Genomic DNA, 13,434 nt, shown 5'->3' with positions numbered 1-13,434 from the left:
CCGTGACGGTCTGCGCAATGAGACGGCGCGGCTGGTCGCGGCGATCGGAGTGGGCGGGCTGAGCGTCGCGGGTTTCTTCGGCGTGTACGCGGTCTCGAGTCGTGTGGCGCCGCTCAGCCTGATCACGGTGCTGGCGGCCGCGACGTTGGCCTTCGTCGTCAGCCAGCTGTTGGTGAGGTCGATCGACCTTCCGGTCCGAGTCGGGCTGGCGGCCGCGATGGCGCTGGCGTTGGCGGGTCTGCTGTTCGACTTCCGATTGAGCCCCGGGGGGCCGTCCTTGGTCAACACGGTGATCCCTTTGGGCGTGTTGTGGCTGTTCTCCCGGCCTGGAACGCTGCGGTTGTTGCTCAGTCGTGACTTTCGTCTGGTGGTCATACTGGCCGCGTTGGCCTGCATGGCGTTGCCGCGTCTTCTGGGGTCGTCGGCCGCCGATGGCGCGTATGTGGCGGTCACTTTGCCGCTGGTCGGATCGGTGCAGCCGCAAGAGCTTGGACGAGTGCTGCTCGTCGTATGGCTGGCCGGCACGCTGGCGGATCGCCGACTGGAGCTTCTCGCCGACGACCAACGGTGGCGAAACCTTCCCGTGCCGAATGTGCGTCTGGTCGGATTCCTGGTGTTGCCGCTCCTCCTCGGGGTGATGCTCGCGGTCGTCGCTCAGGACTTCGGTCCGGCGATGATCCTGGTGATCACCACCTGTGTGCTCCTCGCGGTGGCGGGGGCGAAGCGGCGTTACCTCGTCGGGGCGCTTCTCACCGGCACGGCGGGCTTCGTCGTCGCCTCGCTGGCGATGGACAAGATCGCTCAGCGGGTGGATCAGTGGCGTAACCCGCTGCCGGAATCCACCTTGGCGAGTCCTGGACATGTGGACCTCACACACATCGGCGAGGTGCTCGTCACCGTGGCCCAGGGTGGCCTGACCGGTCAGGGTTTGGGATATGGGCTGCTCGCGTGGATTGATGAGTACCACACCGACAGCCTGCTCGCGAGTCTGGCGACTGAGGCGGGCATGGTGACGACGGTCAGCCTGCTGTCGCTTCTGGTGTTGGTCGGCGCGGTCGGAATATATGTGGCGCGTCGCGCTGCCGATGAGAAGGGCACGCTGTTGGCTGCGGGGCTCGGGGTCATGCTGGTCACCCAGGGTCTGGTGATCTCGGGCGCGCTTTTCGGCGTCTTGCCGCTCACGGGCGTCACGGTGCCGTTCTTCAGCGTCTCCGGGTCCAGCCTGGCGTCCTCGGCAGCGGCGTTGGGGCTGATCTTGGCGGTCGCTCAGTCGCGCGACGCCGTGCCGCAGGCCCCTGCAGGGATGGCTCGCCGGTTGAACATCACCGCCGCGGTTGGCGCGGTCGCCGCGCTCATCGTGATCGGCGCGGGTCTTCGGGTCAGTCTCGACGACGGGCTTCTTGAACGGCTCGGCCCGCGCGACCCCTACACGCTCGCCGTCGCCATGCTGAATCGTGGCGAGATCGAGACGCGCGACGGCGTGGTGTTGGCCCGTACGGAGCCGCGAGAGGAAGATCAACCGCTTCGGATCGCCACTGCGGTGCGGTCTTACCCGGGTGGTGCTGGCTACACGCCGTTGGTGGGCAATGTGTCGCTGGGCGGTCTGGACACAGGGCTGGAGAAGGCGTTGGCCGACGAGCTGCGCTGTGCTGACGAGAAACGACTGACGGGGAACGGCTGCCCGACGATCACGCTGTCGATCGACAGTCGTATCCAGGAAGTCGCCAACGCCAGCCTGGAGGGGCGCACGGGAGCGGTGATCGCCACCGACATGCGGACCGGTCGCGTGTTGGCCTATGCGAGCAGTCCGTCCGCCGACCCGTCGGGTTTCGGGGACCGGATTAATGGCGATCCCCAAGAGGCCTTGGCTGAGGAGATCGACCAGTTGCGAGTGGTGACGTTTCCCGGCTCGGTGGCGAAGATCCTCACCGCGCTCGTCGGGGTCGACGAGGGCGTCGCGCCGCTGGGCGCGGCTCAGTCGACGTTCGAGGTCGGCGGGGGCTCGATCTCGAGCACGTCGGGCGGGCCGTGCGGCGGGCAGGGGTATGACGATTCGCTGTCAACTTCGTGCAACCCGGAGTTCGCGCGGGTCGGCGCGGAACTTGGAGCGCCGTCTCTCGTTGAACTGACGACGGGGGTGCTCAACTTCCAGGACGACTTGAACGGATTGCCCATCATGCCGAGCCGGATCGCAGAGGCCGAGGACTCGCTCTTCGGCGCTGCCAGCGGGGCGATCGGCCTGGGCAACGCGCAGATGACGCCGATCGCGGTGAATCAATTCACGGCGATGGTCGCGCGCGATGGTCGTCCGATCGGTTTCACGCTGCTGGCCGACGAGGAGGGCTCGATCGGTGACGAGCCGTTCAGCGAGGAGGCCGTCGAAGAGGTCCAACGCGGCATGCGCCTGGCGGTGACCGAGGGCACGGCTTCGCGCATCGACGGACTCCAGGGGTTGGACGCGGCCGCCAAAACCGGCACCGCCGACTATGAGGGAGACGTGGCGAACGCCTGGATGACCGCTTACGCTCCGTATGACGATCCGCGGTACGTGGTGACGGTCGTGGTCAAGCCCGGGCCTGACGGTGCGGCGGGCTTGGTGGGCAGCCGTGATGCGGGACCGATCGTGGCCGCCGTGCTGCAAGCGTGTGAGACGTGGGGAGACGACAAGTGAACGACGAGCCGACGCCGGTGGCTGGCCGGGATGGTGACCAGGTCACGCCGATGTTCCGCCCTTATCAGGACAACGGGGGTGGTCCGCGTGACCCCGCGGATCAACCGACGGGCCTCGCCCCCGATCTGGTCCAGCGGCCGGGCCGCGAACCCAAGGTGGGAACGCTGCTGCGTGGCGGAGACGGGAATACGTTCAAGTTGGTCCAGTCCTTGGCGGAGGACCACAAGGGCGGCTTCGGGGCGCTCTGGATCGCCGTGGTGGTGAGTGGGCGTCTGTTCGATCCGACTCGACGTGATCAGGTCGCGGTCAAGTTCCTCATGCACAAGAACAACCGGGGTGAGCGGTTCTATCTGCGGCCGACGCCGGAGGACCACGATCGAGTGCGGAGCGAGTACGAGCGTTCGCTCGGTCGTGGCGATTACGTGGTGCGCGGTCTCGATTACAGCCGACCAGGTGACGAGTGGGCGTTCGTGGTCATGCGCTACGTGCCAGGGACGACGCTCGCGCGGCAGGTCCAATCTTCTGCGTCGGCCTCGCCGGTCCCACTGGGTCTGACGGAGGCAGTCTGCTCTTGGAGGCGTTCACGGAGGCGCTGACCTGTCTGTACGAGCCGCGTGGACCTCGTCGACAGCCTTCGTATCACGGCGATATTGCTCCAGAGAACCTCGTCTGGTATCAGCCGCCCGGCATGGACCGTGGGAACTACGTGCTCGTGGACCTGGGGCATGGGCACCAGGACGACACAAAGGGGACGAGGCCGTTGCCGGGCCGGTATCCCACGCCGGAGTCTCTTGGGTTGGTCGATGACTCGCATCTGAACGTCCATGCGATTTACGGGGATATCCATCAGGCCGGCCAAGTGATCGTCTATGCCCTCACAGGACTGCGCCCCAGCGCCCCGTCGCGGCAGGCCACCGAGGAGTCGATGCGTCAGATCCCCGCACTGATTCCCTCGGGCCTGCCGCGGGAGTTGTCGGAGCTGTTGCACGACATGGTGACCTTCGATCCGTGGGAGCGGGTGCGGCGTCTTCCGATGAGTGAGCTGGCGGATCGGATGCACGCGGTGCGAGCGAGCCTGCACGGTTCGCAGGGACGGCCTCAGCCGGTGGCGCCAGTGGCGCGGCGGGAGGTCGTGTGCCGTCACGCGCTCGTCAGCGATCGACTGCTGCGCCTACGGTGCTTCACTCATGAGCCCGGTGATGACAGTGCTGAGGTTGAGTTGGTTGACTGGGGGACGGTCGCCCAGCCAAGACAGACAGGAACGGTGCCGTCGCCACTGAGGCAGGTCGGGGCGTTCGTCGACGCCGACTTGGTCGCCGGGTCCGACGCGGTGGCCGCGGCGTTCTTGGTCGCCGGGTCGGTGCGTGTGTTCACCCAGCGGGGGCGGGACATCCGCAGCGGACAGTGGTCGCAGCACGACTTTGCGCTGCCCCCGAACGTCAACCCCGCCTACGTCCGGCTCTGTTGGACCACCAGCACTCGACTGCTGGTTGTCGTCGGCGGACCGAACGACCCACTACTGCGTTGTGACCTTTCCTATGACGGTTCGTCGCTGCGTCAATTGGGCGAGTGGCTGGTTGACCACGCCCCCGCCGAGTCAGTCGCGCTGTCGCGCCTCTACGAGGGCGGCTACGAGGTGGTCGCTCTGGTCGCTGGTCGACTGCGCGTGCTGCGGGTGTTGCCCGATGGCGAGGCCGCATGGGATTCGATAGACGCGCTGCCTGCGGGGGAGGCTCGATCAGCGGCGGCGTATCGGCAAGAGATCCACGACGGTTTCGGCTGGATGGTTGTGGCTGTCGATGCGGCAAACGATTTGTGGGCCCGGGTGATGCGCATCGACATGGGGGCTGCCGCAGCCCGCTGGGAGGACTGGCGTCGGGTTGGGTCGGTTCCGGTGGAGCCGACTGATTTTCGGTTCATTGAGTCGGGCGGTGTCCCTTCCGTGGTTGCGACCTCTGCTGACCAGACGAAAATCATGATCACCCCACAGCGTCTCTGAGTGGGAACGACGCGGGAGAGGAAAAAAGGAAGACAATGGCAGGGAACAACAGATTTGGGGCGTCGTACGACGCCCCGCCAAATGACGAGGATAGACGGGAATTCCTACGGCTACCGGTGATGGTGTTGTTCGATACCTCCGACAGCATGGGCTGGGAGGAGATCAGGGGACGTTCGACGCTTGACGCTCAAGGACGGACGCCGATCGAGGTGTTGCGGCAGGAGGTCCCGGGCATGATCCGTGGCATCGCCAAGGAGGTCGGAGCCACGTTGGATATCGCGGTGGGCGAGTTCTACGGACACAATGGGCAGTTGAAGGTCCGTTGGCTTACACCGAGCGGTGGCTCGTGTGCCATGGCGGAGTCCGATCAGCCGTTCCACCGGGCCAATGAGGTCCCGATCACTACCTTCCCCGTCGGGCACGGTGGTACAAGCCCGATCTCGTCGGCGTTCAAGCTCGCCATCGACGAGATGCGCAGGTACATGGACAAGTTGATCGATCAAGGGGTGAGCGTGTCCAGCCGCCCGAGCGTGTGTGTGTTCACCGACGGAGCGCCTCAGTCCGACGACGAGGACGCTGACGCGGCGATGCGCAAGGTGCAGGAGGTCAGCGAGAAGATCAAAGTCTTCGGCCTCGGCACGGACTCGAGCGCGGTCGCCTACCTCAATCATGTCTGCTTGGACGCGGCGTTGGTACTGCCTCCCGATCAGATGACCGCCATCTTGAAGATCGTCAAGATCATGTCCACGGATACTCGCGGGGGCAGTGCGGCGAGCATTGTCCATAGGGTTATGCGTGACATTGTGCAGCAGAGTGGCAGGGCGGAGATGGATCGCGGATGAGCGCTCAGCGCCGTCTTCCTTGCTGGGTGAGGCTGATGAGTAGGCTCGGATGGGGGGAGCCGTCTGAGGCCGCGCCTGTCCGAATCGTCAGAGTCAGACCTGTTCTCGATCAACAGACGACTCCCGATGACGTGGGACAGGAGGTCTACGACCAGGAGGCCGATGCCCGGGATGTGTCGTCATCGGAGCAACAGGTGAGCGACTCTTCGGAAATAACCAACCCCGGGTTGGTTGGGCAGGGCCAGGAACCCGCTGTTCAGGAGTTGGCCGAGCACGAATCAGTTGATCAGGGCGAAGCCCCTGTCGTTCAGGAGGCGGCTGAGCCTGAATTCGTCGAGCAGGACCACAAGGTGGTCGCTCAGCCGATGGTGACTCCTCAGCCGCTGCTGTCCGAGCATGACGTTGCCTCCGTAGCGAAAGAGGCGGCTTCTGAGCCGTCTTGTGTTCGTTGTGTGGCGACCACTGTGCGTGGATCGAGCAAAGGAGAAGGGCGTGTGTGTGAGGACTGGTCGTACGCGGGGCCTCAGTCTCCTGACCACGCGCTATTGATCGTGTGTGACGGCGTTGGTTCGGCGCGCGATTCGAGTATTGGTGCTCGGCGAGCCGGTGAGATCGCGCGTGAGGAGGTCGCGGATGTTCGAACATTGCCGAAGTCGGAGGAATGGGTGGGAATCTTCGGCCGAATTCGTGACCGATGGCTTAAGGAGTTCAGTGATCCGGCGGACTTCAGCACGACCTTGACCATCGCGTTGGCGGGTCCCGGGGGGCTCTCGGTTGGTTCGCTGGGGGACTCCTTCGCGGTCGTGTTGCGCGAACTGGAGAAGCAAGAGCTGAGGGCAGATCTGGTGATCGTACGTGAGCGTATTCCTGGTCGTCCGTTGAATGTCACCGACTCGTTGCTCAGCGTGGACTGGAACCAGTGCTTGCAGACGGAGTTTTCGGAGGACCCAGCTAACAGGGCCTTGCTTCTATCCACTGATGGCCTGGAGTATGTGGCCCTGCGGGCTTCTCGCGATGAGGTGACCGGAACTGTTCGCGATGTGTTGAGGTCAGGTGTGGTCGACAACCTCCTGGCGGACTTCTGGGAGGGACGAGTCGAGGAGGACTCGCGCGCGTTGTGTGAGCGATTCTTGCAGGATGCCCATGTGATGACCTCCAAAGGTGACGACATAGGAGTTTCTCTTGCCGCCTGGTGAAGTTTTGATGACGGGTAGCACCGTCCGTTTTCTCGGTCAGTCTTTCCGCCTGGGTGAGAGCAAGGGTGGTGGAAACTCTGGATGGGTGTATGCCGTCGAAGGAAGCAGTGACTTCGTGGTCAAGGTGTACATAGACGAGGCTCCGGGTGGGCTGGTGGAACGTGTCGCCTTTTTTCATGATTTCTACCGAAGGTGGGAAAAGGAGCTTCCGCCAGGCGGCTACCCTATTGAACTGATCGCGTCAGATTCTAAGATAGAAGCCGTCGCGATGATCCGTTTCAACGGAAATGGAGAGATCAAGACTCTGGAGGAATTTTTTAGCGAGGGGCTGATCGGTGGTGTGGATGCGTGGACGCGACTTAAGATTGCGCGTCTTATCGTGGATCAATTGAGCTTCTTCCATGCGAACGGCATTTATGTAGGAGATCTAAAACCGCAGAATATTATGGTGCGGATTGACGGAGCGGCGGTAGAGGTCGGCTTCGTCGACATGGACTCCTTTGGCATCGTCGGTCGTGCTCCTTCGGAGGGATGGACGGAGGGGTTCGCGGCCCCTGAGATAGCTGATAACTCGAGCCTGGCATCGCCTGCGAGTGATTGCGTGTCCCTGGGGATTGTCATCCTCAAGGTGTTGATGGGGAGCTTCACGCCGTTTGATGGTGTTGTCGAAGGAAGCCGTCTCCATTTCTCTCAGGAACGGATCTCTGCGGGCGAGTCATGGATCAACCAGGACGGGCACGCCTATTTTGGGGCTCAAAAGGTACGCCCATTGAACGAATGGGATGAGGGTCTTCGGCGACTGGTGAGGAGATTCCTGGCGTCGGTTCCCGCAGGTACCGGCAGCCGCCCGACTGCCGACGAATGGAAACGTGTGCTGACGTTAACGGCGGTGGATAGCATGTTGGGGGTGCCGAAACCCTTATGTTATCAACACAATTATCGAGTGGCATTGTTTACCTGTCACTTGTGCGCGAGGAAGCTTTGCGCCACCTGTTCTGACACGGCGATCACTAGTCGTCCATTGTGCTCAGACTGTCGAATGAGTGCTCAAGAAAGATCTACTATATCGGCAGAAGAGCCTGTAGTTTCAGGTACACCGAAGCCGGTCAGGCAATCTTTGGCGATGTCGGAAGATCGTCCTTCGGGGAAATGTTACAAGCATCCTAGTCTGACGACTTCTATTTCTTGTGACTCTTGTAATCGCAGAGTATGTCGTTCTTGTCGAAAATATGTGGATCGTAAGTTTTTGTGTTACGAATGCCACAAGGCCGGGAAATCTACGCTAAAACGTTTCTCGATAAGCTTGGGCGATTTTCTAGATGATTACTTGGGAATTATTCTAACGATTGTATCCGCGGTTTTCTTTGGATGGGTGTTTGGTTCCCGTTTCCTTGGCGATGGTCAGATGCCAGAAGTGAGTTCTGGTGATTGCATCGATGCTTATCCTTTCGATACATGGGTTTCCGATGGTGGAGGGGGCTCTTGGAATCGTGTTCCTTGCGGCGACGATGAGGCTCGGGTCAAGGTCTTGTCGACCGATGTGAATGAAGATTTCGATGCAACTAACTGGACGTACGGAGATGAATACGTTCTGGGTACCGTGCCGCGGGAAGGGCTTTGCTTCCCGGGGGATGAGGAAGATGAACTCACCGATTCTAATTTGGTTTGGTTTCATGCGATGGGGCCCTGTGGTCGAGATTTTACAGAGAAGGGGATCATCGATGGAATTGCTGAATATAAAAATATTGATTCGAGTGAAGTTTCGATCGATCTTTATGTGATTCGCTCGGTGGGGAAGGATCAGGAATGTGATTTTTCCGCTGGCGAGCGCAAATGGGAGATGAACTTCTCAGAAGGGGTCACGACCACGGTGTGCGCGGCTCCGTATGAGGAATGAGAACCTTGCAGGCTCGGATGGCGGTGCAAGGACTTGCGCCGCCGTCTCAGCGCTCGATGGGAGTCTGGGATCGGCCGGTTGAGCGCGAGCTGAGGAATGACACATGGTTCTGAAACTGCTATTGCTGGTGGTGGGGTTGGCGGTCGTCGTCGGGGCGGTCGTCGTCGTAGTGAGGCGAACGGAGTCTACGGTGAACGGAAGCGGTGCGGTGGCGGGCTGGTTCCGCCGACTGGTCGAGGCCACTGGGTTTTCCGAGGTTGCTGAGGGGGAGTCCCCGGCGGCTGGCAGTGAGACGTTCGATGTCAGCCGCTATCAGCGCGCGGTCGTTAACGAGACGCTGAAGAAGGCGTGGAAGACATTGGGTTCTCGCCGGGCCATCCTGGGCAATGACGTGCGTGTGGCGGTCAGCTCCGAGGCGGAGCAGACGCTGAGGACGCGTGGCATGGCGGCTTCCATCGACGAGATCGTTCAGGAGCTGCGTAGGATCGCGCAGAACGGGAAGTATGAGATTCCCGCCGACCTGTCCCTGCGGCTGGAGGCGGATCCGACGCTGACGGGCCTGCAGGCGGTGGCGACACCGCGAACGGTGGAGCGTCCCAAGGTTGTCCTGCGCGCTGTCCGCGGAATCGTCGGTGAGAAAGAGGTTCCCTCGGATCAGAGTGAGCTTCTCATCGGCCGTGCGGTCGCGGAGGACGAGTTCCTCGTGAACTCGGAGCGGGTGTCAAAGACTCACGCGAAAGTGCGGGTCGTCGCGTTGAACGAGACGGAGCAGAGGCTCGTCATCCAAGATCTCAAATCGACGAACGGTACCACACTCAACGGTGAGCAGCTCACCATAGGTGAGGACCACCCGCTCGCCGAGAACGACGAGATCGGCTTGGGCCCTGACGTGCGCCTGCGGGTGGTCGTCATCCGCCCCGAGGCCGTCGGTGGCAGGCCGGACGAGGTGGCCTTCGATGACGACGAGACTCCGAGATCCCATCCGATGGACACCGAGAACGACCTGAGCGATACCTCCGACTCCACGACTCCGGAGGGTCAGAAATGACGTCGAACGAGATCATGCTCGCGCTGCTGATCATGGTGGTGGGGATCGTGGCGTGGCTCAAGATCGGCGATAAGAACGGGAGCGATCGGCCTAAAGGCCAGGCCGTCGCGCAGGCTAAGGGCCTGATCTCGGCGATGTTCGGTCAGGACGAGCGCGCGACCGACATGACGCCTGACGAGGCGCGGCGCAAGATCACCCAGGACGTCTTGGCGCGAGGTTTCCAGATCCCCGGTGAACGCGGACACGTGTACGGCAGGCGCATCACCGTCAGCATCTCGCCCGATATGGAGCGAGCCTTCCAGAAGGTGGACCAGCAGGTCGTCGTGGGCCAGATCATCGACGGCCTGAGAGAGGCTGCTGTCCGTGAAGGTCTGGTCGTCCCGCCGCAGGTGACGATGTACCTGGTGACGAAGGCGGATCTGAGGGGTAAGAGCACTCGGGTCGATATGGACTTCCTCGAGGAGGAGACTCCGGCCACGCGAAGGTTCCAGCTGCGGTGGGAGGGCAGTGATCAGCCTCATTTCGACGTGCCCGTCGACGGCCGTGAGGTCACGGTGGGCCGAGCGTCCACCGCGGACTGGGCGGTGGACTCCCCGCTTGTCTCCGGCCGGCACCTGCGAGTTCGCATCGATGAAGGTGGGACGCCGGTGATCGTTGACAACAAATCCACCAACGGGACCACGGTGAACGGTGTGAGGATCGGATCGGGGGAGCCCCGCACGGTGGCCGACGGTGACCAGATCGGACTCGGCCCAGACGTGCGTCTGCGAGTTCGGTGGACGCGTGGCTGAGCCTTCGGCGTGCGATGACCTGTCGTCGCAAGTTCTTGCGTGCGGGACAGCGGGATCGTGCCAGACTGGCGCAGCGGAGCCGAAGCGTCTGACTGGCAAGGAGCGATGATGTCGGGTAGAGGGATTCTGTTGTTGCTGCTGTTGGCAGTGACCGTTCTGGTCGTGTATCGCCTGGCGTCCACCAGCTGGGATGGGCGCAGCGACAGCGCCTCTGGCTGGGTGGTCCGGGCGGTTCGGGGGCTGAAGGAGATCTTGGAAGGAGGCTCCCGCCCCTCTGAACAACCACGGATGGACCACCTCCAAGGGGGCGACACGCCGCCGGCGCGCCCACGGCGGCACGGTGACGAGGAGCAGACCCCGAAGTCGTCCGAGGTCGAGCGTCGGCAGGTCGTTCTGCGGCGGTTCGATGTTGAGCAGCCAGACTTTTATGTGCCGATCAGCGGCGCCGAGGTGATGGTGGGGAAGTCGGGCGACGCCACCTGGACGATCGACTCGACGTATGTGTCGCAGAGTCATCTCTTCGTGGCGGTGCTGCCGGACGGGTCGCTGCGGATCCGTGACGACGCCAGCACGAACGGCACGACCGTCAACCAGTCGAAGATCCAGGCGAACGAGAACCGTACGGTCACGCACGGCGACATCATCGGCCTCGGGCCGGACGTGCGCATCCGCGTCGTCGTCTCCTGATCACCACTGCTGAGGAGAACAGATGAGCGACGACGACGCCACCCCGAGGTACAACACCGCGAGCGACCTGAGTTCCCGGCCTAGTGACGCGGTGAAGCCTCAGGGGAGCGACATCCTGATGCCCTATGAGGGCGTCACCCCGTATGAGGGGTTGCGACTCAGCGGCGCCATGGGCCATAGCTTCCAGTTGACGCAGAGAATCGAGTCAGGGGCGTTCGGCTCGATCTGGGTAGCCAGCATCGTCGACGGTCCGCTGCACGACCCGGCGCGTCATGACGTGGTGGCGGTCAAGATTCTTGATCGGCCTCGGCCGGGAGCGGCTGCTGATGAGTACAGGCGATCACTCGACCGTGGCGACTACGTGGTCCGTGGGATCGACCATAGCCGTCCCGAGGACTCCATCGCGTTTGTCGCGATGAGGTATGTGCCAGGCGCACACTTGAGCGCTCTTGTCGCCGCCGCGAAAGACCAGGGTGGCCACGGGGTCGACGGCGAGAAGCTGCCTTTCCTGTTGGAGGCTTTCGAGGTCGCCCTGCCGTGTTTGTACGAGTTCCGGGGGCCGCGGAGAGAACGTTCCTATCACGGGGATATCTCACCGAGAAATCTTGTGTGGCACGCTCCGCCGGGGGTGGATCGAGGGCAGTTCGTCATCGTGGACCTCGGCCCCGGTCATGGGGACGAGGACTCTGCGGATGTCGTTCCGCCGATGGCTCGTTATGTGACGCCGGACATGTTCCCAGCGGTCGACCAAGGTGTCGCTCCGTATCCGATCTACAACGATATCCACCAGGCCGCGCAGGTGATCCTCTACGCGTTGACGGGCGAGCATCCGACGAGCCCGCACACCACGACACCGGAGGAACTGGAACACCTCGCAGACCTGGTTCCCGAGGGACTGCCACCAGAGCTGTCCCAGTTACTGAAGGACATGCTGACGCCAGATCCCCTGGAGCGTTCGCGACGGATCCCGATCACGGAATTCGGTGAGCGCATGAGGGCTGCTCGTCTCTCATTGCGGTCAGAGGATCTGCGGGGTCCTTTCTCAACGACTGCTGAGGAGGACAGATGAGCGACGACGAGGTGACTCCTACTGCCCCTGGACTCGGAGATAAGACTCCGGTCGCGCCGGGGGACGATCAGGAGCGTAGGCGGGAAGGGCAAGGCGACCCGCGTTCTCGGCTGGGCGAGGCCATGATGCCGCAGGGCGTCGAGAACCTTCGGCCGGGGCAACGACTGCGGGGCGCGTTGGGCAACGTCTTCCAGCTGCGGAAGACCTGGGGAGCGGCCGGCTCCTATGGCTCGCTCTGGACGGCGACGGTGGTGGAGGGACCGCTCCACGACCCCGCGCGGGACGAGACGGTGGCGGTCAAAGTTCTCAACCAGCTGGAGCACGGGGCGGCTGCGGCTGAGTACGCGCGATCGCTCGACCGGGGGGAGCACGTCGTGCGCGGGCTTGACCACAGTCGTGTCGGCGATCTAGTGGCGTTCGTCGCCATGCAGTATCTCCCAGGTCAGTCGTTGCGTGATCTCGTCGCGGATGACGACTACCAGGTCGGTCGGCCGCTTGACACGTTGGAGTTGGCCGATCTGCTCTACGCGTTCGCTAAGGCGCTGCCGCGTCTGTACGAGCAGCGTGGACCGGCTCGGGAGCGCTCTTATCACGGGGATATCTCGCCGAAGAACATGGTTTGGCATCAGCCGTACGGAGCGGAGCGGGGACGATTCGTCCTGGTCGACCTCGGTCATGGGCATCGTGATGGAAGCCTGGCCACGCTCACCCCGTCGCGTGCGCGCTACGTGACGCCTGACATGTTCCCGACGGCTGGTCAAGGCGTCGCTCCGCACCCGATCTACAACGACATCCACCAGGCCGCGCAGGTGATCCTGTACGCGCTGACCGGCCGCCACCCGACGAGTAGCGCCACGGCCCGCGAGGACCTCGACCGTCTCGCTGACCTCATCCCGCAGAACACGCCACCAGAACTCGCCCGCCTCCTGCGAGACATGCTCACCCCCGACCCGCGAGAGCGAGCTGAACGCGTTCCCATTCAGAAGGTTCACAAGCGGCTGCGGTCGGCGAACCTCTCACTCTTCCAAAGCCCTCGGCGGAGGTCTGCGAAAGGTGTTCTTCCGGGAGGTTCTTCTCTGACTGTCAGTGGCAGGCTTCTTGGTGTATCTAAGAAGTTCCGCCAGTAGGTCACGGTCGTCGGGCTGGCCGGCTATCCCAGCGGTGGGTGGTCCAGGCGATGCGGATGAGGCGGCGGATGATGATGATCGTGTTGGCGAGGGCGATGAACGCTTCG

General features: G+C 62.9%; 11 protein-coding genes and 1 pseudogene. 11 read left to right on the top strand and 1 reads right to left on the bottom strand.

The annotated features are described in order from the left end of the window. Positions 1-217 precede the first annotated feature (217 nt). From QM621_RS04115 to QM621_RS04065, 11 genes are all read left to right on the top strand, one after another. Positions 218-2,671 (top strand): FtsW/RodA/SpoVE family cell cycle protein, encoded by a 2,454-nt coding sequence (locus QM621_RS04115; protein WP_414989089.1) that lies wholly within the window; start codon positions 218-220, stop codon positions 2,669-2,671. Continuing rightward, positions 2,668-3,267, top strand: coding sequence for a hypothetical protein (locus QM621_RS04110; protein ID WP_414989088.1), 600 nt, complete (start codon positions 2,668-2,670; stop codon positions 3,265-3,267). The genes QM621_RS04115 and QM621_RS04110 overlap by 4 nt, the downstream gene beginning before the upstream one ends. Next, the gene (locus tag QM621_RS04105) at positions 3,243-4,670 is read left to right on the top strand and encodes a hypothetical protein (RefSeq protein ID WP_414989087.1); all 1,428 of its coding nucleotides are present in this window, start codon (positions 3,243-3,245) and stop codon (positions 4,668-4,670) included. The genes QM621_RS04110 and QM621_RS04105 overlap by 25 nt, the downstream gene beginning before the upstream one ends. 119 nt (positions 4,671-4,789) lie before the next feature. After that, complete coding sequence (locus tag QM621_RS04100; protein WP_414989086.1) at positions 4,790-5,512, top strand: hypothetical protein; 723 nt, start codon at positions 4,790-4,792, stop codon at positions 5,510-5,512. A 131-nt stretch (positions 5,513-5,643) separates the two neighbouring features. Then, entirely contained in the window at positions 5,644-6,708 is a 1,065-nt protein-coding gene (locus QM621_RS04095) for a protein phosphatase 2C domain-containing protein (protein ID WP_414989085.1), read from the top strand. A gap of 7 nt (positions 6,709-6,715) precedes the next feature. Continuing rightward, the gene (locus QM621_RS04090; protein ID WP_414989084.1) at positions 6,716-8,605 is read left to right on the top strand and encodes a protein kinase domain-containing protein; all 1,890 of its coding nucleotides are present in this window, start codon (positions 6,716-6,718) and stop codon (positions 8,603-8,605) included. Between the two features lie 103 nt (positions 8,606-8,708). After that, positions 8,709-9,653 (top strand): FHA domain-containing protein, encoded by a 945-nt coding sequence (locus QM621_RS04085; RefSeq protein ID WP_414989083.1) that lies wholly within the window; start codon positions 8,709-8,711, stop codon positions 9,651-9,653. 14 nt (positions 9,654-9,667) lie between these two features. Further along, positions 9,668-10,444 carry an FHA domain-containing protein gene (locus tag QM621_RS04080; protein WP_414989082.1) on the top strand — a complete coding sequence of 259 codons (777 nt, stop codon included), beginning with the start codon at positions 9,668-9,670 and terminating at the stop codon, positions 10,442-10,444. Positions 10,445-10,573: 129 nt separating this feature from the next. Further along, on the top strand, positions 10,574-11,131 hold the full coding sequence (locus QM621_RS04075; RefSeq protein ID WP_414989081.1) for an FHA domain-containing protein: 558 nt from the start codon (positions 10,574-10,576) through the stop codon (positions 11,129-11,131). Between the two features lie 22 nt (positions 11,132-11,153). Continuing rightward, positions 11,154-12,200, top strand: a complete 1,047-nt coding sequence (locus QM621_RS04070; RefSeq protein ID WP_414989080.1) for a hypothetical protein — start codon at positions 11,154-11,156, stop codon at positions 12,198-12,200. Beyond that, positions 12,197-13,327, top strand: coding sequence for a hypothetical protein (locus tag QM621_RS04065; protein ID WP_414989079.1), 1,131 nt, complete (start codon positions 12,197-12,199; stop codon positions 13,325-13,327). The genes QM621_RS04070 and QM621_RS04065 overlap by 4 nt, the downstream gene beginning before the upstream one ends. 1 nt (position 13,328) lies before the next feature. Here the strand turns inward: QM621_RS04065 and QM621_RS04060 are convergent. Further along, a pseudogene (locus QM621_RS04060) lies at positions 13,329-13,434 on the bottom strand (IS5/IS1182 family transposase); the annotation flags it as partial.

The sequence above is a fragment of the Aeromicrobium sp. genome (assembly GCF_047606445.1).
Taxonomy (GTDB): domain Bacteria; phylum Actinomycetota; class Actinomycetes; order Propionibacteriales; family Nocardioidaceae; genus Aeromicrobium.
This window is presented reverse-complemented; position numbering and strand designations above follow the sequence as displayed.

Bases quoted from the DNA above. Each gene is read 5' to 3' on its own strand.
- QM621_RS04115 (WP_414989089.1), top strand. From the start codon at position 218: ATGGCGCTGGCGTTGGCGGGTCTGCTGTTCGACTTCCGATTGAGCCCC.
- QM621_RS04100 (WP_414989086.1), top strand. From the start codon at position 4,790: ATGGTGTTGTTCGATACCTCCGACAGCATGGGCTGGGAGGAGATCAGG.
- QM621_RS04090 (WP_414989084.1), top strand. From the start codon at position 6,716: ATGACGGGTAGCACCGTCCGTTTTCTCGGTCAGTCTTTCCGCCTGGGT.
- QM621_RS04085 (WP_414989083.1), top strand. From the start codon at position 8,709: ATGGTTCTGAAACTGCTATTGCTGGTGGTGGGGTTGGCGGTCGTCGTC.
- QM621_RS04080 (WP_414989082.1), top strand. From the start codon at position 9,668: ATGCTCGCGCTGCTGATCATGGTGGTGGGGATCGTGGCGTGGCTCAAG.
- QM621_RS04070 (WP_414989080.1), top strand. From the start codon at position 11,154: ATGAGCGACGACGACGCCACCCCGAGGTACAACACCGCGAGCGACCTG.
- QM621_RS04065 (WP_414989079.1), top strand. From the start codon at position 12,197: ATGAGCGACGACGAGGTGACTCCTACTGCCCCTGGACTCGGAGATAAG.